The organism is Pseudomonas sp. MT92 (assembly GCF_058792515.1).
The window spans coordinates 352,269-370,902 of record NZ_JBXAFA010000003.1 but is presented as its reverse complement, the minus strand read 5'-3'; the positions used below and the strand labels follow the sequence as shown (position 1 = coordinate 370,902).

The 18,634-nt window shown below is 62.2% G+C and carries 17 protein-coding genes and 1 pseudogene; 8 read left to right on the top strand and 10 right to left on the bottom strand.

Going from position 1 to position 18,634, the window contains the following annotated elements; translation table 11 throughout:
- The 8 genes from AC1Q6D_RS07540 to AC1Q6D_RS07505 all read left to right on the top strand — a co-directional run bounded on the left by AC1Q6D_RS07540 (window position 1) and on the right by AC1Q6D_RS07505 (window position 11,496).
- Window positions 1-945: a DUF58 domain-containing protein gene (locus tag AC1Q6D_RS07540; protein ID WP_103406665.1), complete on the top strand. Its 945-nt coding sequence runs from the start codon at window positions 1-3 to the stop codon at window positions 943-945.
- Window positions 942-1,436: a DUF4381 domain-containing protein gene (locus tag AC1Q6D_RS07535; RefSeq protein WP_047528405.1), complete on the top strand. Its 495-nt coding sequence runs from the start codon at window positions 942-944 to the stop codon at window positions 1,434-1,436. Before AC1Q6D_RS07540 ends, AC1Q6D_RS07535 begins: the two co-directional genes overlap by 4 nt.
- On the top strand, window positions 1,429-2,508 hold the full coding sequence (locus tag AC1Q6D_RS07530) for a vWA domain-containing protein (RefSeq protein ID WP_047528399.1): 1,080 nt from the start codon (window positions 1,429-1,431) through the stop codon (window positions 2,506-2,508). The genes AC1Q6D_RS07535 and AC1Q6D_RS07530 overlap by 8 nt, the downstream gene beginning before the upstream one ends.
- Window positions 2,505-4,244: a tetratricopeptide repeat protein gene (locus AC1Q6D_RS07525; RefSeq protein ID WP_492618453.1), complete on the top strand. Its 1,740-nt coding sequence runs from the start codon at window positions 2,505-2,507 to the stop codon at window positions 4,242-4,244. The genes AC1Q6D_RS07530 and AC1Q6D_RS07525 overlap by 4 nt, the downstream gene beginning before the upstream one ends.
- Window positions 4,241-5,893: a BatD family protein gene (locus tag AC1Q6D_RS07520; RefSeq protein ID WP_103405657.1), complete on the top strand. Its 1,653-nt coding sequence runs from the start codon at window positions 4,241-4,243 to the stop codon at window positions 5,891-5,893. The genes AC1Q6D_RS07525 and AC1Q6D_RS07520 overlap by 4 nt, the downstream gene beginning before the upstream one ends.
- Window positions 5,894-6,020: 127 nt before the next feature.
- Window positions 6,021-7,265 (top strand): exonuclease SbcCD subunit D C-terminal domain-containing protein, encoded by a 1,245-nt coding sequence (locus tag AC1Q6D_RS07515; RefSeq protein ID WP_103405656.1) that lies wholly within the window; start codon window positions 6,021-6,023, stop codon window positions 7,263-7,265.
- Window positions 7,262-10,903, top strand: a complete 3,642-nt coding sequence (locus AC1Q6D_RS07510) for an AAA family ATPase (protein ID WP_103405655.1) — start codon at window positions 7,262-7,264, stop codon at window positions 10,901-10,903. The genes AC1Q6D_RS07515 and AC1Q6D_RS07510 overlap by 4 nt, the downstream gene beginning before the upstream one ends.
- Complete coding sequence (locus tag AC1Q6D_RS07505; RefSeq protein ID WP_103405654.1) at window positions 10,900-11,496, top strand: glutathione S-transferase; 597 nt, start codon at window positions 10,900-10,902, stop codon at window positions 11,494-11,496. Before AC1Q6D_RS07510 ends, AC1Q6D_RS07505 begins: the two co-directional genes overlap by 4 nt.
- An 11-nt stretch (window positions 11,497-11,507) precedes the next feature.
- Here AC1Q6D_RS07505 and AC1Q6D_RS07500 read toward each other — a convergent pair.
- From AC1Q6D_RS07500 to AC1Q6D_RS07455, 10 genes and pseudogenes are all read right to left on the bottom strand, one after another.
- Window positions 11,508-11,585, bottom strand: a pseudogene (locus AC1Q6D_RS07500) (outer membrane lipoprotein carrier protein LolA); the annotation flags it as partial.
- 44 nt (window positions 11,586-11,629) lie between these two features.
- Window positions 11,630-11,887, bottom strand: coding sequence for a hypothetical protein (locus AC1Q6D_RS07495; RefSeq protein WP_103405653.1), 258 nt, complete (start codon window positions 11,885-11,887; stop codon window positions 11,630-11,632).
- Window positions 11,884-12,096 carry a hypothetical protein gene (locus AC1Q6D_RS07490; protein ID WP_103405652.1) on the bottom strand — a complete coding sequence of 71 codons (213 nt, stop codon included), beginning with the start codon at window positions 12,094-12,096 and terminating at the stop codon, window positions 11,884-11,886. The genes AC1Q6D_RS07495 and AC1Q6D_RS07490 overlap by 4 nt, the downstream gene beginning before the upstream one ends.
- Window positions 12,097-12,211: 115 nt before the next feature.
- On the bottom strand, window positions 12,212-12,337 hold the full coding sequence (locus AC1Q6D_RS07485; RefSeq protein WP_256590348.1) for a hypothetical protein: 126 nt from the start codon (window positions 12,335-12,337) through the stop codon (window positions 12,212-12,214).
- Between the two features lie 208 nt (window positions 12,338-12,545).
- Window positions 12,546-12,725, bottom strand: a complete 180-nt coding sequence (locus AC1Q6D_RS07480) for a hypothetical protein (RefSeq protein ID WP_090320901.1) — start codon at window positions 12,723-12,725, stop codon at window positions 12,546-12,548.
- 156 nt (window positions 12,726-12,881) lie between these two features.
- Window positions 12,882-14,051, bottom strand: coding sequence for a lactonase family protein (locus AC1Q6D_RS07475; RefSeq protein ID WP_103405651.1), 1,170 nt, complete (start codon window positions 14,049-14,051; stop codon window positions 12,882-12,884).
- Window positions 14,044-14,352 carry a DUF5629 family protein gene (locus AC1Q6D_RS07470; protein WP_103405650.1) on the bottom strand — a complete coding sequence of 103 codons (309 nt, stop codon included), beginning with the start codon at window positions 14,350-14,352 and terminating at the stop codon, window positions 14,044-14,046. The genes AC1Q6D_RS07475 and AC1Q6D_RS07470 overlap by 8 nt, the downstream gene beginning before the upstream one ends.
- A 112-nt stretch (window positions 14,353-14,464) precedes the next feature.
- Entirely contained in the window at window positions 14,465-16,045 is a 1,581-nt protein-coding gene (locus AC1Q6D_RS07465; protein WP_103405649.1) for an aldehyde dehydrogenase (NADP(+)), read from the bottom strand.
- Between the two features lie 10 nt (window positions 16,046-16,055).
- Window positions 16,056-17,048, bottom strand: coding sequence for an AraD1 family protein (araD1, locus tag AC1Q6D_RS07460; protein ID WP_103405648.1), 993 nt, complete (start codon window positions 17,046-17,048; stop codon window positions 16,056-16,058).
- 160 nt (window positions 17,049-17,208) lie between these two features.
- A complete protein-coding gene (locus tag AC1Q6D_RS07455) occupies window positions 17,209-18,531 on the bottom strand; it encodes an MFS transporter (protein ID WP_103405647.1) in 1,323 nt (440 codons plus the stop codon).
- Between the last annotated feature and the right edge of the window lie 103 nt (window positions 18,532-18,634).

Sequence of the window (18,634 nt, the reverse complement as noted above, 5' to 3'; positions counted from 1 at the left end):
ATGAACGTCCCCCTGCCGTCCCAACCGGGTATCCGCATCACGCTCGCCGAGCTGATCGAGATGCGCCATCGCGTACGTGAAGTGCAATTGTTCTCCACGCCCAGCCAGCGCAGCCCGCTGATCGGCCTGCACCACTCCAAACTGCGCGGACGTGGCGTGGATTTCGATCAGGTGCGGGTCTACCAGGCCGGTGACGACGTGCGCACCATCGACTGGCGCGTCACCGCGCGAACTCAAGAGCCGCACACCAAGCTGTTCCATGAAGAGCGCGAGCGGCCGATCTTCATCATGGTCGAGCAAAGCCGCCGCCTGTTTTTCGGCTCCGGGCTGATGTTCAAGTCGGTGCTCGCCGCCCAGGCTGCAAGCCTGATCGGTTGGGCGGCGCTGGGTCATAACGATCGGGTCGGCGGGCTGGTGTTCGGCGACAACGAGCATTACGAAATCAAACCCCGGCGCAGCAAGCAGAGCCTGCTGCAATTGCTCAACCGACTGGTGCGCGTCAACCAGTCCCTGAACACCGAAAGCGAGCCGTCCCGCGATGCCTTCGGCATTGCCTTGCGCCGTGCCCGGGAAGTGTTGCGCCCGGGCAGCCTGGTGATCGTGATCTGCGACGAGCGGGCCCTGTCCGAAAGCGCCGAACAGCAGTTGAGTTTGTTGTCGCGCCATTGCGACCTGTTGTTGCTGCCACTGTCCGACCCGCTGGATCATGCCCTGCCCGCCGCCGGGCTGTTGCGCTTTGCCGAACGTGGCGCACAACTCGAACTCGACACGCTGAACTTCGATCTGCGCCAGACCTACCGTGCCCAGGCCGAAGTGCGCATTGCCCGCTGGGAGTTGCTCGCGCAAAAGCTGCGCGTGTTGTTGATGCCGTTGAGCACCCAAAGCGAGATGGTCGAACAATTGCGCGAATACCTGAACCCACAGAAACCGGGGAAAGGTCGATGAACGGTCTCGATCAACTGCAACCGTTGATTACCCCGCCGGCCATCGGGTTCTGGCCACCGGCGCCGGGCTGGTGGTCACTGCTGTTGCTGCTGCCTTTGATCGGTTTCGGCCTGTGGAAGCTGCGACGCTTGATTCCCGACAAACGCCCGATCGTGCGCGCCGAACAGCCGCTGGACCCGGTGCGTCTCGCCGCACTGGCGGAACTGGCGCTGATGCCCAAGCCCTACGACGGCGCACCGGCAGGCGCCTGGCTGCAACAGCTTAACGGCCTGCTCAAGCGCCTGTGCCGCAACCACTATCCCTACAGCCAGAGCCACACCCTCAACGGGCGCAAATGGCTGGCATTTCTGGACAACCGCTGCCCGGCGGCCGGCCTGACCCGCTGGATGGTGCTGGTCGAAGGGGCCTACAAGCCCGAATGCAAACTCGACGACAAGGCCATCGCCGGCCTGACCCAAGCCGTCGAAATCTGGATTCGCAAACATGTTTGAGTTCGCCTGGCCATGGATCTTCGTCCTGCTGCCGCTGCCGTGGCTGATGCGCATCCTGTTGCCGGTGGCCGACAGCGGCGAGCCGGCGCTCAAGGTCAGCTTCCTCAGTGACCTCGAAGGGCTGGCCCGCCGCCGTGCTCGCGCGAACCTGCCGGCCTGGCGCCAACAGGCACCGTTCATGCTGCTGTGGTTGATGCTGCTGATCGCCGCCGCGCGTCCGCAATGGCTGGGCGAGCCGCTGCCGATTGCCGCCAGCGGCCGTGATCTGCTGGTGGCGGTGGACGTGTCCGGCTCCATGGACTTCCCCGACATGCAATGGGAAGACGATGACGTCAGCCGCCTTGCGCTGGTCCAGCATCTGCTCGGCGACTTCCTCGAAAGCCGCGAAGGTGATCGGGTCGGCTTGATCCTGTTTGGCAGCCAGGCGTACCTGCAAGCGCCACTGACGTTCGACCGCCATACCGTGCGTGTCTGGCTCGACGAAGCGCGCATCGGCATCGCCGGCAAGAACACCGCCATCGGCGACGCCATTGGTCTGGCCATCAAGCGCTTGCGCCAGCGTCCGGCGCAAAGCCGCGTATTGATACTGGTGACAGACGGCGCCAACAACGGCGGCCAGATCGACCCGCTGACCGCTGCGCGTCTGGCGGCCAAGGAAGGGGTGAAAATCTACCCGATCGGCATCGGCGCCGACCCGGAGCAAAGTGGCACCCTGGGATTCCTCGGGATCAACCCGAGCCTGGACCTGGACGAACCCTCCCTCAAAGCCATCGCCGAAACCACGGGCGGCCAGTACTTCCGGGCCCGTGACGGCAAGGAACTGCAAGCGATCAAGGACACCCTTGACCAACTGGAGCCGGTGGCACAGCAACCGACCCAGGCCCGCCCGGCCGAGACCCTGTATCAGTGGCCTTTGGCGCTGGCACTGTTGTTGAGCATGCTGTTGGTGGCCCGCGAACTCTGGCCGGATAACCCGCTGCACCGCCTGTTTACCAAGGATCTGTTTTTGCAAACGCAACTGCCCGACTGGCGAGAGCGGCTCAAGCGCCTGCGCCTGCGGAGGCGTCGATGAGCGCACTCTGGCCCTACTGGTTCCGCCCCTGGTGGCTGTTATTGCTGCCACTGCTTGGCTGGCTGCTCTGGCAACTCTGGCATCGGCAGAAACGTGCCGGGCGCTGGCAGATGATTCTGCCCCCGGCCTTCCATGCGGCATTGCTCAGTGGCGGTAACGGACGCGACAGCAAACTGCCATGGATCGCCCTCGGCGTGGCCTGGCTACTGACCGTATTCGCACTGTTGGGACCGAGCTGGGAACGTGTCGAGCAACTGAGCCAGAAACCCGCCGACCCGTTGGTGGTGCTGCTGGAGTTGACCCCCGAGATGCTCGCCACCGACGTTCAGCCCAACCGGCTGGAACAGGCCCGGCGCAAGCTCTTCGACCTGCTGCAAAATCGCTGTGATGCGCAGACGGCCATCGTCGTATACGCCGGCAGTGCCCATACCCTGGTGCCCCTGTCGGACGATTTGGCCACCAGCCGCAATCTGCTCGATGCACTCAAGCCGTCGCTGATGCCCGAAGCCGGCCATCGCGCCGACCTCGCGGTGGTCAAGGCGCTGACGTTGCTGCAACAGGCCGCGCTCGGCGATGGGCGGATCCTGTTGATCGGCTCGTCCCTCACGGAACAGGAACGCCTGGAGATTCGCCGTGCGCTGAGCGGCAAGTCAACGCAGTTTCTGATGCTCGGCATCGGCACCGCCGAAGGGGCGCCGATCACTCAGGACGATGGCAGTTTTCTCAAGGACGAACAGGGCGCGATTCTGGTGCCGCGTCTGGACGACGCCGGCCTCAAAGCCTTCGCCAGTGACCTGGATGGACATTATCGCCACGCGCGCCTGGACGATGCCGATCTGCGTGAGCTCGGCCTGCTCGACGGCCCGCGAAACCTGCGCAACGACGGCCAGACCCTGCGCCTGGACACCTGGGCCGATCAGGGTTACTGGTTGCTGCTGCCCTTGTTGCTGCTGGCGGCCTGCGCCGGCCGGCGTGGCTGGCTGTTCTGCCTGCCGCTGTTGCTGGCGCTGCCACAACCGAGCTATGCCTTCGACTTCCAGGACCTGTGGCTGCGCCCCGACCAACAGGGTCAACACTTGCTCATGCAGAAACGCCCGGCAGAAGCGGCACAGCATTTCGAAGATCACCAATGGCAAGGCGTGGCCCTTTACGAGGCTGGCGACTACACCGGCGCCGCCCAGCGGTTCGCCGAGGGCAATGACGCCCATGCCCACTACAATCGTGGCAATGCCCTGGCCAAGAGTGGTGAACTGGAAGCGGCGCTGGATGCTTACGACCAGGCACTGGAACGCCAACCGGACTTGCGCCCGGCCCTGACCAACAAGGCGCTGGTGGAAAACCTGCTCAAGCAGAAGCAGACCCCGCCTGCCGCCGAGCCGGACAAGGCCTCCAGTGAAGAGCCACAGACGCCGCCCCAGGAATCTCCGTCCAGCGCTGCGGCACAACCGTCGAGCACGGGCGAACCGAAAACCGAGGGCGAGGACGCCCAATCCACCACCGAACAACAGCCCGCCCGCCCGGCCCGCCCCGGCAGCAATGAAGTACCGGGCAGCGAACTGGGGGATGAACAGCACACCACGCCACCCATGCGTCCGGCCAACGACAGCATCGAAGGCGAACAACAGCAGGCGCTGGAGCAATGGCTGCGGCAGATCCCGGATGACCCCGGCGAACTGCTCAGACGCAAATTCTGGTACGAACAGCAACAACATCAGGATCAGGGAAAAACTCGATGACCCGCTTCACCGCCTACATGCTCGCCTCGATGCCGGCCTTGCTGATCTGCACCGTTCAGGCCCAGGCAGCCGAACTGGTCGCCAGCGTCGATCGCACGCGCCTGAGCTCCGGAGAGACGATCGAACTGACCCTGGAGTCCTCCGACGTCACGCAGTTCGGCAAGCCGGACCTGGCGCCGCTGGAGCCGCTGTTCGACGTGCGCGGCACACGCCAGGTCAACCAGTTGAACACCCTCAGTGGCGACAACCGCGCCACGACCCGCTGGATCGTCACGCTGCTGCCGAAACAAACGGGCAGCGTGGTGATTCCGCCGCTGAAACTGGGTGAGGTCGAGAGCCAGCCGATCACCGTACAAGTGGTGGAAAGCGAAACCCAGGACAACCCGAACAAACAGGCCCCGGTCTTCATCGACGCCAGCCTCGATCAGAGCAGCGTGTACGTGCAGGCTCAGGCGATCCTGACGTTGCGCATCTACCACTCGGTGTCGCTGTACGACGACAGCAGCCTGCCACCGTTGCAGATTCCCGATGCACGCATCGAGCAGCTCGGCGAGTCGCGCACCTACGAGAAAGACATCAACGGCGTGCGCCACGGCGTGATCGAAATGCGCTATGCGATCTACCCGCAGCACAGTGGCGAATTGATCATCCCGGCGCAGATCTTCAATGCCGCCCTGGTGGATGCACAACCCGCCCCGGACGCCACGCCGCAGTCGCCGAAATCCGGCAAACTGATGCGCGTCAGCTCCAGTGAACTGCTGCTCACGGTCAAAGCCAAGCCCATCACCTACCCCGCCGACCTGCCTTGGCTGCCGGCACGCAGCCTGACCTTGAGCGAGAACTGGAATCCGGAGCCCGATCATGTACAGGTCGGTGACTCGCTGACCCGCAGCCTGATCGTCAAGGCCGAAGGCCTTGGCAGCGCACAGCTGCCGCCATTGCCCGGCACCGAAGCCAGTGGTCTGCGTCGTTATCCGGATCAACCGGTGCTCGGCAACCAGAACAGTGACCGCGGCCTGGTCGGCAGTCGCGAAGACCGTGAGGCGCTGGTGCCATCCCGTAGCGGCTCGATCGAGTTGCCATCGGTCGAAGTGGTCTGGTGGAACACGTTTGAAGACCATCTGGAACACAGCAGCCTGCCTGCCAGAACCCTGCAGGTCTCGGTCAATCCGAGCCTGATGGTCGACACGCCGGCCGGCAATTCTCCGGCCAACGCCACGGTCGACAGCGAGACCCTGTGGCGCTGGAAACTCAGCACCCTGATCCTCGCTTGCACCACTTTGCTGGGCTTCGGCCTGTGGTGGCGCGCACGCTGGCAACCGGCGATCGCGCGAGCCGCACAAACCGGCCCGAGCCCGCGCACCGTACTGGACGACCTCAAGCGCGCCTGCCAGGCCAACGACCCCCACGCCACGCGCCAGGCCCTCGACGCCTGGGCCCGGCAACAACCGGAAACCCTGGCCGACATGGCCGCCCGCTTCGTCCCCCTGTCCGACGCCCTCGACGGCCTCAACGGCGCGCTCTACAGCGAAACCGGCCAACACTGGCAAGGCGAGGAACTGTGGCGGGCGATCCGCACCATCCCGATGGCCGAAAGGGTCCAGGATCCGGTGGGTGACAGTGGTTTGCCGCCGCTTTATCCCAAATAAACACCTGTCTTTATGGCAGGAGGCTTTTGTGGCGAGGGAGCTCGTGCTTTTTTGCCAGTAAACTCTCCCCCTTTCGCCGCTGTCCTTTGTCCCTGCGGCCATCACCTTTTATCTAGCGGAGTTGCCCTTGCGTCTGTTCCACACCTCCGACTGGCACCTCGGGCAGAACCTGCACGGCCAGGATCGCGATTTCGAGCACGGTTGTTTTCTCGACTGGCTGCTGCGTCAGCTCAAGCTGGATCAGCCCGATGTGCTGCTGATCGCCGGTGATATCTTCGACACGGTCAATCCGCCGGTCAAAGCCCAGGAACGCCTCTACGACTTCATCGTCAGCGCCCACGAGCAGCAGCCGTTGCTGACCATCGTGATGATTGCCGGCAACCACGACTCCGGCTCACGCATCGAACTGCCGGCGCCGTTGATGCGTCGCTTGCGCACCCATGCCTTGGGCCGCGTGCTGTGGCTGGATGACGGGCAACTGGACGCCGAACGCCTGCTGTTGCCATTGCCGGACGCCAGCGGTGAAATCGCCGGCTGGTGCCTGGCGCTACCGTTCCTGCGCCCGGCGGAAGTGACTGGCGCGCATTTGGGCGACAACTACCTGCGCGGCATTGGCCAGGTCCATGAATGGCTGATCGAAGCGGCCAACGCCAAACGCCAGCCGGGTCAGGCGCTGGTCGCCATCAGCCACGCGCACATGGCCGGAGGTTCGGTGTCGGAAGACTCCGAGCGCAGCCTGATCATCGGAAACGCCGAAGCCCTGCCCGCCAGCCTGTTCGGGCCGAGCATCAGCTACGTGGCCCTCGGTCACTTGCACAAGCCGCAGAAGGTCAACGGCGAGGAGCGCATTCGCTACAGCGGCTCGCCGATTCCGTTGTCGTTCTCCGAAATCGGCTACCAGCACCAGATTCTCGACATCACCCTCGACGGCGAAACCCTGGTCAGCGTCGAACCCAAGCTCATCCCCCGCGCGGTGAACCTGCAGCGCCTCGGCCCGGCGCCGCTGGCAGAGATCCTGTTGCAATTGGCCGACCTGCCGAACATCGACCTGCTCGCCGACGTGCAGCGTCAACCCTGGCTGGAAGTCCGCGTGCGCCTTGACGAACCGCAACCGGACTTGCGCCATCAGGTGGAAAGCGCCCTGCAAGGCAAGGCTGTGCGCCTGGTGCGCATCGCCGCCGAATACGCCGGCAATGGCAATCGTGAAGGCGCCGAGGACGGTGCGGCGTTGATCGAACTGGACCAGCTCACGCCTCAGGAACTGTTCAGCCGTGCCTGGCAGGACAACTACGGCAGCGAAGTCGACGAACAAACCCTCAAGGACTTTGCCGAGCTGCTGCAAGACGTGCAAATGGAGAGCGAACAGCCATGAAGATCCTCGCGATCCGCCTGAAAAACCTCGCCTCCCTGGCGGGGCCGTTTGAAATCGACTTCACCGCCGAACCCTTGGCCAGTGCCGGCCTGTTCGCCATCACCGGCCCGACCGGCGCCGGTAAAAGCACGTTGCTCGATGCCCTGTGCCTGGCGCTGTTCGGCGCGGTTCCACGCCTGAACAACACCGGCCGCGACGCCAAGGTGCCGGACGCCGATGGCGAAATCGGCACCGGTGACCCGCGTACCCTGCTGCGTCGCGGCACCGGTGAGGGCTATGCCGAAGTGGATTTCGTCGGCGTCGACGGCCGCCGCTATCGCGCACGCTGGGAAGCCAACCGCGCCCGGGAAAAGGCCAGTGGCAAGTTGCAAGCCAGTCGCCAGAGCCTGCGTGACATCGATCAGGATCAATTGCTGGCCAGCCAGAAAGGCGAATACAAGACCCAACTCGAAGCCGCCCTGGGCCTGAATTTCGAACAGTTCACCCGCGCCGTGCTGCTGGCCCAAAGCGAGTTCAGCGCCTTTCTCAAGGCCGATGACAACGACCGCAGCGAACTGCTGGAAAAACTCACCGACACCGCGCTCTACACCCGCCTCGGCCGTCGGGCCTTCGACAAGACCAAGGAGGCCCGCGAAGCGCACAAACTGCTGCAGGACCAGGCCAGCGGTGTCACCCCGTTGTCGCCCGAAGCCCGTGCGGAGCTGGATGAACGCTTCAACGAAGCGCAGCAACAGCTGAAGTTGCAGCAGGCGCAACTCAAGCAGCTTGAGCAGCAACACACCTGGCTCAAGGATCTTCGTCAGTTGCAGGACGCGCAGCACGCAGCGACCGAGCAACTGCACAGCGCCCAACAGCAGTGGGAAGGTCTGGCCGACGAGCGCCTGAAGCTGACCCGGCTGGAACATCTCGCTCCGCAGCGGCACCAGTTCGCCCGCAAAACCGAACTCGATGCGCTGTTAACGCCACTGGCCGCGCAGATCGCTGCCCATACCCGGCAACAACACGAGCTGACTGAGCGTCAGACGGTGCTGGAGCACCATCTCACGGCCACGCAAACCGCCCTGAGCGAAGCCCAACAACGGCAATCCGAAAGTGCTCCACGACTGCGTCAGGCCTTCGAAGAGCAAAGCACCCTCGCCCGCCTGGCCAAGGAAGCCGCCCTCAGCGCCGACGCGAAGCACACGGCAGAACAGGCCTGCCTCCAGGGCCAAAGCGCCATTCAAAGCCTGCTGGAAAAGCAGACCCAGGTTGCCGAGCGTTTGCAGCGCATCGCCACCGAGCTGGAACGCAGCAGCCATCTGGCATCGCTTGGCGATGCCTGGAATGCCTATAGAGACCGCCTGCAACAGTTGATGCTGATCGGCAACCGTCTAAACAAAGGCCAGGCCGAACTCGCGACCCTCGAACTCAACGCCACCCGCAGCGCCGAGGCGTTCGCATCACAAAAGCAGCAACTTGAAGTGCTGTTTAAAGAGGCCGGTGCCGAGCCGGACGCGGTGGCCGAGCAGATCGGCATCCTCGGCAACCTGTTGCAGGACAACCGTAAACAGCTGCGCACCGTCGAAGACCTGATGCGACTGTGGGCCAGCCAGCAGGAACTGGACAAGCGCGGCACCGAACTGCAACAACGCCAGCACGCCGCGCAACAGGAACGTGACCGGCTGACTCAGGACGGGGTAAAAACCAAGGCCGAACTGACGGTGGCCGAACAAACCTTCAACGTCACCCGAGAACTGCTGGAGCGCCAGCGTCTGGCCCGCAGCGCCAGTGTCGAAGAGTTGCGCGCGCAGTTGCAGGACGACCAGCCGTGCCCGGTCTGCGGCAGTCAAGAGCATCCTTACCATCAGCCCGAAGCACTGTTGCAAAGCCTCGGTCGCCACGACGAAAACGAACAGGCCAGCGCGCAACAAGCCGTCGACCAGCTCAAGGAAAAGCTCACCGAATTGCGCGCCGAGGTGGTGGGCGTCATCGCCCAGCAAAAGGAATTGCTGCAACAACAGGAGCAACTGAACGCCCAGCAACAAGCCTTGGCCCCGAGCCTCAGCGCCCACCCTCTGGCCGCACAACTGCTGGATCAGGACGCCCCACAGCGAGACGCCTGGCTGACCCGCCACAACGATCAGTTGAACCAGAGCATCGCTCAGGACGAACAGCGTCAGCGCGCCCTGCTCACCTTGCAGCAAGACGCCGCGCGTATGACCCAGCAATTGCGCCAAGCCGAAACAGCGCATCAACAAGCGGCCCAGCACCTGAGCAACCAGCAGCGCGAATTGAGCAGTGACCGTCAACGACTCGACGAGGAACTCACCGCGTTCAGCAGTCTGTTGCCGGCCGAAACCCTCGAAGCGCTACGGATGGAACCTGCTGCGACGTTCATGCAGCTGGATCGGCAGATCACCGAACGACTCGCACAACTCGATCAGCAGAAAGAAGAGCTGGCCGAGCAGCAACAGCGTCAACAGACGCTTGAGAAAGAACAGGATCGCCAGCAAACCCGTGTGCAACAACTGCAAACCGCCGAGCAGCAGTTTAGTGCGCTGGCCGAGCAGCAACAGGCTTGCCAGCTCCAGCTTGCACACTTGCTGGGCGAGCACAGCAGCGCCGAGCAGTTTCAGCAAGGGCTGGAAAACGCCATAGAGCAAGCACGCAGTGCCGAAACAACAACGGCGCAGGAACTGCAAAACGTCCGTACGCACCGCGTGCAGATCGCCGCCGAACTCAAGGCGCAGCAAGAGCGTCTGCTGGCGCTGGACATCGAAGATCGCGATCTCACCGACAAAATCGCCGACTGGCGCGGCCGTCATCCCGAGCTGGATGACGGCGGTCTCGAAGACCTGCTGCGGGTCGATGACACGCACGTCAGCGAGCTTCGCCAGCGTTTGCAGAACAGCGAAAAGGCCATCGAACAGGCCAAAGTGCTGCTGCAAGAGCGCGACCAGCGCCTGCTCGCTCATCAGGCGCAGCACAACGGTAACCTCGACGCCGAGCAACTCGCCACAGCGCTGGCAGAACTGCAAAACCAGTTCAGCGTCAGCGAACAGCGCTGCGCCGAATTGCGTGCCGAGCAGGCAGAAGATCAGCGCCGGCAAAACGCCAATCAGGCCCTGGCGCAACAGATTGCCGATGCTTATGCCGAATTCCAGCGCTGGGCGCGTTTGAATGCGTTGATCGGCTCGGCCACCGGCGACACCTTCCGCAAGATCGCCCAGGCCTACAACCTCGACTTGCTGGTCCATCACGCCAACGTGCAACTGCGCCAACTGGTGCGCCGCTATCGCCTCAAGCGCGGCGGCAGCATGCTGGGGTTGCTGGTGATGGATACCGAAATGGGCGACGAACTGCGTTCGGTGCATTCGTTGTCGGGTGGCGAGACCTTCCTGGTGTCGCTGGCGCTGGCATTGGGCCTGGCATCGATGGCGTCGAGCACGCTGAAAATCGAATCGCTGTTCATCGACGAAGGCTTCGGCAGCCTCGATCCGGAGTCCCTGCAACTGGCCATGGACGCCCTCGACGGCCTGCAGGCCCAGGGCCGCAAGGTCGCGGTCATTTCCCATGTGCAGGAAATGCATGAACGGATCCCGGTGCAGATTCAGGTCCGCCGCCAAGGCAACGGCCTCAGCACCCTGGAGGTGAAATGACCACGCTCTATTCCTTTCGCCGCTGCCCCTACGCCATGCGAGCGCGCATGGCCCTGCGCTACTCAAGGGTTGAATTCAGCATTGTCGAAGTCAGTCTGAAGGCCAAACCCGCCGAAATGCTCGCGCTGTCGAGCAAAGGCACGGTGCCGGTGCTGGACGTGGACGGCCGGGTCATCGATGAAAGCCTCGAGATCATGCGCTGGGCGTTGGCGCAGAACGATCCGCAGGATTGGTTGCTCAAGGATGATCCGCAGGGACAGCTGACGATTGCCGCGCTGATCGAGGCAAACGACCAGTCGTTCAAGGTGCAGCTCAATCGCTACAAATACGCCGAACGTTACCCCGAGCACGCGATGGAGTTTTACCGCGCCGAGGGTGAGGTGTTCTTGCGCAAGCTCGAGGAGATGCTCGCCAGTCGCGACTATCTGCTGGCCGACCACCCCAGCCTCGCCGACGTGGCGCTGATGCCGTTCGTACGGCAATTCGCCCATGTCGATCGCGAGTGGTTCGCGCAGACGCCTTATCGGCGGTTACAGGCCTGGTTGCAGCGGTTTATCGAGTCAGATTTGTTTACATCGATCATGGCGAAGTAAACGCGATCCCCTGTAGGAGCGAGCCTGCTCGCGAAAAACCTGAGAGCGCCGCGCGGTGTCAGGTTCTCAGCGTCATCGTTCACGACCATCGCGAGCAGGCTCGCTCCCACAGGGAGCGTGTTGATTCAGTGATTCAGGCCAGTACTTCGCACATCCCGATGGCTGAGCAATCAACCTGGAACGGCCCGAAAAAACCGCTTTCAGGCTTGATCGGCGGGTTGCCGGCCAGCAAGCCCAGCGCCTTGGCGGTTTCGATGTTACGGGCGATGTTGTGGTTGGCCTCTATGGACCGGGCCACCGAGCCCGCCGAGCCGTGGCCGATCCCCAACAGCGACGCGCCGTTGGTCATGAACGCCAGGAAGGCAATGACCCAAAGTCTGTGACCTTTCATGCGCCGCCGACTCCCGCGAGATCCGCCTGGTCGACCATCGCGTTGTGCGCGCGGTGCTCAAACTGGATGCCAGGATGTGCGACTTGAATCGGCGTTTCGAAGGATCGTTGCGACTGCGGCGAAAGGCTGACAACCAGCACCATGACCAGGTAAAGACCGATAGCCACATAGGCGCCATGTTTGGCAGAAGTGATGATTGCGCGGGCCATGATGTTCTCCGTGGGCATGTTTCAATGTCCACAGGATCGATCAAAAAAGCGCGGATAACCAACGAGTCCGGTCTATAGCAACTATCAGCTTCGTTGATCATTGAAGCAGACTATTTCAGTCTTCAATAAAACTCATCAAGCGTTCGCGGGCAGCGTCAGGCTCGCCAGAAACGGGCTCTACGGCGGATAAAATCGGAGTGGAATAAAGGATTAGCAGCACCACAGCCAGACGCATCGCCATCTTGTCGATCCTTTTCTTGAGAAGGAGTCAAAAAATCAGCGTCAAATTTAAACGCATGGCTGAATGATATCAAGCAGAGGATTAGTGGCTATTTGATGCTGTCGTAAATGCGTTATGCAGGAGCGACATCACTTCAGCGCCTTCCGATCGGTGAACGGTCGATTGGCAAGTGACTTCGCTCCTGCATAAAGGGTGCAGGGAGGCGCTTTCAGTGTTGGGCTTTGTGGTCCAGCGCGGCGTAGAAGTTGGCGCTCTGTTGCAGGTATTTCTGGGTGTAGCTCTGGGTGTGGGATTTTTTCTCGCTGATTTCAACGTTGGCACTGGCTGGCAGGGCAACGGAAGCAGAGATGGCGGAAGCGGCGATTACGGAGAAGAGATTGAAGTTCATGGCGGTATTCCTCGAAGTCAGTTGGCTTGCTTGCCCGGTGGGGCCGTGAAGCAAACTTAACCTTCAAGGGTCGATGCCTTGAAATGCTTTGCAGCAGTACCAGATATCAGCCTCATTGATAGAACGACGCAGGCCCCCTGGACCGGGGCCTGCGGCCTATTGTCGCAGCAGAAACTTGAGATCGCTCGGGGCGTCCATCGGCAATTTCTGCACGGTTTTGCCCAGCAAACCGGTCTTGGCATCGCGCTCGACGACGACAATCCCGTTGCTTTTCTGGTTGGCGATCAACACGAACTTGCCGCTCGGATCGAGGCTGAACTCACGCGGGTGGTCACCCTCTACGGAGCGACGCTGCAATTCCTTGAGGTGGCCGGTTGCAGGGTCGATGGCGAATACAAGCAACTGATTGGCGGTGCCACGGTTGCTGACGTAAAGGAATTTGCCGTCCGCCGAGGCATGCAGTGCGGCGGCAGCCTTGTCCGACACCGGTTGGCCGGCCGCCAGATCGACCATCTGCGTCTGCTCAAGCGAGCCGTCCCGGTAATCGAACACCGCCACCTGCGCACTCATCTCCATGGTCAGCCACGCATGTTTGCCATCGGCGCTGAACAGCAGATGCCGTGGCCCGCTGCCGGCAGGCAACTGGACGAATGCAGGGTTGGCCGGGGTCAAGGGCAGGTCGGGGTTGGCCTTGGGATCGAAGCGATAGGCAAAGACCCTGTCCGCGCCCAGGTCATTGGAGAACACGTAACGGCCGTCCGGCGACGAAACTGTCGAATGCACATGCGACGACATTTGCCGCTCGGGATTGACCCGACTGGCCGGATGACTGCTCATCTGCACCACCGGCTTAAGCTCACCGTCAGCACTGACTGGCAACACCGCCAGGGTGCCACCCGGATCTTCGGCCACCGAGTAATTGCTGACAAACAGATGGCTGGCGTCAGCGCTGAGACTCGAATGCGTCGGCTCGTTGCCCAGGCTCTGCACCTGATTGATCAGGCTCAGCTCATGGGTCTTGGGGTCGATCGCGTAGCTGCTGACACGCCCCACCGGATCGCTCTGACCGGGACCGTTTTCGTTGACCACGAACAGGCGACGCTGATCCTTTGACAGGGTCAGCCAGGAGGGATTGTCGCTCTTGATCACTTGCAGGGGTTTGGCGTCGATCTGTCCGGTGGCGCTGTTGAAATTCAGCCGATAGATGCCCTGGCTCTGGCCAGCGGTGTACGAACCCACGAGCAGTTGATAGTCGTCGGCAATGGCCGCCTGAACGCCCATCGCGCCGATGCTGCCGGCCATTAACAAGGGCCAGAAGTTACGCATCCTCATTTTCATCGTCTTCGTCATCGTCGTCGTTGTCACCGCCGAAGACGTCACCGAGGCATACCAAGCGATGCTCGCCAGAATCACCAGTGATCAACCAGCTTTGCAGTGTGCTGTCGAAGGTCGCGGCCTGGATTTGCGCCGGGGTGAACGCCCAGTGCTTGGCCGCTCGGCCGTCCATGCATTCGATATGCAGGTTGTCCTCTTCATCAAGGGAGAATTCGAAGGCATGCAGCCCGTCGATTTCCACCATACCGCAGTGTAAGAGGGTATTGAGCAGGGTGTCGGTTACGGCAGTCATGGCAATCAATCTTGAAGGGGAAAGACGCAATGATAGCTCATGCGTTTGCTGACTGTTCCACACAAACCATGGGAGCGGGTTTGCCCGCTCCCATGGGGACTGTAACCAGCCGTTAGATCGCGTCGCGTGACGGCTTGCCATCCACCAGGCGCTGAATGCCCAGCGGATTGGCGTTTTTCAACGCGTCCGGCAGCAGGCTGTCCGGGTAATTCTGGAAGCACACCGGACGCAAGAAGCGGTCGATGGCCAGGGTCCCGACCGACGTGCCGCGAGCGTCCGAAGTCGCCGGATACGGCCCGCCATGCACCATCGATTCACACACCTCGACACCGGTCGGATAGCCGTTGAGCAGGATTCGTCCGACCTTCTGCTCCAGCAAGTCCGTGAGCTCGCCGAACTGCTCAAAGTCCGCCTGTTCGCCCATGATGGTCGCGGTCAACTGACCGTGCAGCCCATTCAAGGCCGCGTGCAGTTGTGCCTGATCAGCCACTTCCACCACCACAGTGGTCGGGCCAAACACTTCCTCTTGCAGCACCTCGTCGCCATCGATCAGCAAGCTGACATCGGCCTTGAACAATTGCGGCTGCGCCTGATGACCTTGTTGCGGATTGCCCGCCAGGTGCTCGATGCCCGGATGATCTAAAAGCTTTTGCAGGCCCTTGCCATAACTGCCCAGGGTTCCCGCGTTGAGCATGGTTTGCGCCGGTTGATCAGCCATCAAGTCCGTCAGCAATTGCAGGAACGCCGTGAACTGCGGCGAACGAATGCCAATCACCAGGCCCGGGTTGGTGCAGAACTGGCCGCAACCCTGCACCACCGAAGACGTCAGGCCACGGGCGATGGCTTCTGTGCGCACGTGCAACGCCTGGGGCAGCACGATCACCGGGTTGATGCTCGACATCTCGGCGAACACCGGTATCGGTTGTGGACGCGCCGCCGCCATGTCGCACAGCGCCCTGCCGCCCTTGAGCGAACCGGTGAAGCCCACCGCCTGAATCGCCGGATGCTTGACCAGTGCCTCGCCGACGCCACCGCCATAGATCATGTTGAACACGCCGGCCGGCATCGCGGTTTTTTCCGCCGCGCGGATGATTGCATCGGCCACCTGCTCGGCCGTGGCCATGTGTCCGCTGTGGGCCTTGAACACCACCGGACAACCGGCGGCCAGTGCCGAGGCGGTATCGCCGCCCGCCGTGGAAAACGCCAGGGGAAAATTGCTGGCACCGAACACCGCCACCGGCCCCAGACCGATACGGTACTGGCGCAGATCAGGGCGCGGCAACGGCTGGCGTTCAGGCAGCGGCTGGTCGATGCGCGCACCGTAGAAGTCGCCGCGCCGCAGCACCTGGGCGAACAATCGCATCTGGCCGCTGGTGCGGCCACGCTCGCCGATAATCCGTGCTGCTGGCAGCGCGGTTTCACGGCAAACCACCGTCACGAACGTGTCACCCAGGGCATCGAGTTCATCAGCGATGGCCTCAAGAAATTGTGCGCGTCGCTCGGCGCTCAAGCGGCGATAAGCCGGGTATGCTGCTGCCGCCGCCTTGGCGGCAGCCTCGACTTCTGCCGGTGTGGCCTGGAAGAAATCGTGGGGCAATGCCTCGCCCGTTTCGGCATCGACACTCTGCAGCTTGACGGTGCCCAACGCGCTGCGCTGGCCGCCGATGTAGTTGTGGCCAAGAATCCGGGTCATGGGTAACTCCTCACAATGTGCCGACGGAGCCGGGTTCGAATACCGCTTCGACCGGCGTGATGCCATTGATCAATGGCGCGCCGAATTCGGCCTGACTGATTTCGAACACATCACCGGGACGGGTGCGCACGCCATCGGCGAACGACAGGGTCGCGGTGCCGAAGAAGTGAATGTGCACGTCCCCCGGGCGCAGGAACTGGCTGTACTTGAAATGGTGAAACTCCAGGTTGGCCAGGCTGTGGCACATGTTCGCCTCGCCACTGAGGAACTCGTTCTGCCACAGCACTTCACCGTCGCGCAGGATGCGGCTGGTGCCAGCCAGATGCTGCGGCAGTTCGCCGACTCGCAGTTCCGGCCCGTAGCTGCAACTGCGCAATTTCGAATGGGCCAGGTACAGGTAGTTCTTGCGCTCCATCACGTGGTCGGAGAACTCGTTGCCCACGGCAAAACCAAGGCGATAGGGTTTGCCATCGTGACCGATGACGTACAGGCCGCTGATTTCAGGCTCTTCCCCGGCGTCTTCGGCGAACGGCGGCAACGGGAACGGCTGGCCCGGACGCACGACGATGCTGCCGTCGCCCTTGTAGAACCATTCAGGCTGTACGCCGGCCTGACCCGCCGCGGGCTGACCGCCCTCCACGCCCCATTTGAAGATGCGCATGGTGTCGGTCATCGACGCTTCGTCACCGGCTTGCTGGTGCATTTTGTCCCGGGCCGAAGCGCTGCCCAGGTGCGTCAGACCGGTGCCGCTGACCAGCATGTGCGCCGGGTCCGGATGATCCAGCGGCGGCAGGATACGCAATTGTGCCAGCAGTTCGACGTAGTCATGGCTGATCCCCAGCCCGAGACTTTTCACTTGCTGCTCAAGGTTGACCCCGGCTTCGATCGCCGCCAGTGCCAGGTCACGAACCGTGTGCGCATCCTGCACCTCGTGTACCAGCCCTTGTTCGACCACGCCAACCCGGCGCTCGCCGTTTCTCAATTCGAATTGAACCAAACGCATGAACTTTCTCCTGTAAACACAGAACTCGGGCACACCTGACTCCCTGTGGGAGCGGGCTTGCCCGCGATGACGGCAGCACATTCAACATTCACGTGCCAGATAGATTGCTATCGCGGGCAAGCCCGCTCCCACAGGGATAGTGGTGATTTGCAGTTATGGGTCAGGTGCGGGTTGCCCCACGCGCACTGGCGGCAAATTCGTCGGCCGGCAGTACATGCTTGCGTTCCAGCAGGCGATAGACCACGCCGGTCAGCACCAGGCCGAACAGCATGACGCCGGACAGGAAATACAAACCCGAGGCCAGGTTGCCGGTGTATTCCTTGAGCGCCCCGATCACGAACGGGCCGATGTAGCCGCCGAGGTTGCCCACCGAGTTGATCAAGGCAATCCCCGCCGCCGCGCTGGCACCGGCAAAGAAACGGCCCGGCAAGGTCCAGAAAATCGCCGTGCAGGAAAACAGCGCAAATGCCACCAGGCAAAGCGCCGCCAGTTGCAACACCGGCACCGACAGCCAGGCGCTGAAGAACAAGCCGATGGCACCCAATACGTAAAGCACCGCGAGGTGACCGTAGCGATCGTTCAGACGGTCGGAACTGCGCGGGATGATCAGCAAGCCGATGATCCCGAAAATGTAGGGCACCGAGGACACGAAACCGGTCACCAGGTCACTGCCGCCAAACTGCTTGATCAGCGTCGGCAGCCACAGGCCCAGGCCATAAATGCTCAGTGTCACTGGCAGGTAGAACAGCGCCAGCAGCAGCACGCGTTTGTCCTTGAGGGCATGCAACGGGTTGCCGTGGCGGGTCTGGCCGTACTGTTCCAGGTCTTTTTTCAGCTCGCCGGTCAGCCAGTCCTTCTCGGCCTGGTCCATCCATTTCACCTGTTGCGGGCCGTCCGGCAGATAACGCAGCACCGGCCAGGTCAGCAGGATCGCCGGAGTGCCAATGACGATGAACAGCCATTGCCAGCCATGCAGCCCGAACACGCCGTCCATGCCGAGCAAACCGCCGGACACCGGGCCGGTGATCATCATCGCGATGGGTTGGGACAGGATAAACAGCCCGAGGATCTTGCCGCGATGGCGAACCGGGAACCACTGGGTGATGTAGTAGAGAACGCCCGGAAAGAACCCGGCTTCGGCTGCACCGAGCAGGAAACGCATCACATAGAAGCTGTTCGGCCCCTGGACGAAGGCCATGCCGATGGTGATGGCGCCCCAGGTGATCATGATCCGCGCAAACCAGCGCCGAGCACCGAAGCGGTCGAGCATCAGGTTGCTGGGGATTTCCAGCAGGAAGTAACCAATGAAGAACAGCCCGGCGCCCATTCCGTAAGCCGCATCGCCAAGGCCGATGTCGGCGCCCATGTGCAATTTGGCGAAGCCCACGGCAGAGCGATCCACATAGGCGATCAGGTACAGCAGGATCAGGAAGGGAATCAGTTTCAGCGTGATGCGGCGAATAAGCCGCAGTTCCTGGCTCATGAGATCGGTCTCCGATTGTTGTTTTTATAGAAACTCGGGAGACGCCTCTCACGGAAAACCGTCAGGGCCATCCCTCCGTTGAGATCGACTATATAGTAATACT

Excerpts from the sequence above, each read along its gene's own strand:
- AC1Q6D_RS07505 (WP_103405654.1), top strand. The coding sequence starts at position 10,900 with ATGACCACGCTCTATTCCTTTCGCCGCTGCCCCTACGCCATGCGAGCG.
- AC1Q6D_RS07520 (WP_103405657.1), top strand. The coding sequence starts at position 4,241 with ATGACCCGCTTCACCGCCTACATGCTCGCCTCGATGCCGGCCTTGCTG.
- AC1Q6D_RS07455 (WP_103405647.1), bottom strand. The coding sequence starts at position 18,531 with ATGAGCCAGGAACTGCGGCTTATTCGCCGCATCACGCTGAAACTGATT.
- AC1Q6D_RS07530 (WP_047528399.1), top strand. The coding sequence starts at position 1,429 with ATGTTTGAGTTCGCCTGGCCATGGATCTTCGTCCTGCTGCCGCTGCCG.
- AC1Q6D_RS07535 (WP_047528405.1), top strand. The coding sequence starts at position 942 with ATGAACGGTCTCGATCAACTGCAACCGTTGATTACCCCGCCGGCCATC.
- AC1Q6D_RS07480 (WP_090320901.1), bottom strand. The coding sequence starts at position 12,725 with ATGAACTTCAATCTCTTCTCCGTAATCGCCGCTTCCGCCATCTCTGCT.
- AC1Q6D_RS07465 (WP_103405649.1), bottom strand. The coding sequence starts at position 16,045 with ATGACCCGGATTCTTGGCCACAACTACATCGGCGGCCAGCGCAGCGCG.
- AC1Q6D_RS07540 (WP_103406665.1), top strand. The coding sequence starts at position 1 with ATGAACGTCCCCCTGCCGTCCCAACCGGGTATCCGCATCACGCTCGCC.
- AC1Q6D_RS07470 (WP_103405650.1), bottom strand. The coding sequence starts at position 14,352 with ATGACTGCCGTAACCGACACCCTGCTCAATACCCTCTTACACTGCGGT.
- AC1Q6D_RS07475 (WP_103405651.1), bottom strand. The coding sequence starts at position 14,051 with ATGCGTAACTTCTGGCCCTTGTTAATGGCCGGCAGCATCGGCGCGATG.
- AC1Q6D_RS07490 (WP_103405652.1), bottom strand. The coding sequence starts at position 12,096 with ATGGCCCGCGCAATCATCACTTCTGCCAAACATGGCGCCTATGTGGCT.
- AC1Q6D_RS07485 (WP_256590348.1), bottom strand. The coding sequence starts at position 12,337 with ATGGCGATGCGTCTGGCTGTGGTGCTGCTAATCCTTTATTCCACTCCG.
- AC1Q6D_RS07495 (WP_103405653.1), bottom strand. The coding sequence starts at position 11,887 with ATGAAAGGTCACAGACTTTGGGTCATTGCCTTCCTGGCGTTCATGACC.
- AC1Q6D_RS07510 (WP_103405655.1), top strand. The coding sequence starts at position 7,262 with ATGAAGATCCTCGCGATCCGCCTGAAAAACCTCGCCTCCCTGGCGGGG.
- AC1Q6D_RS07525 (WP_492618453.1), top strand. The coding sequence starts at position 2,505 with ATGAGCGCACTCTGGCCCTACTGGTTCCGCCCCTGGTGGCTGTTATTG.
- araD1 (WP_103405648.1), bottom strand. The coding sequence starts at position 17,048 with ATGCGTTTGGTTCAATTCGAATTGAGAAACGGCGAGCGCCGGGTTGGC.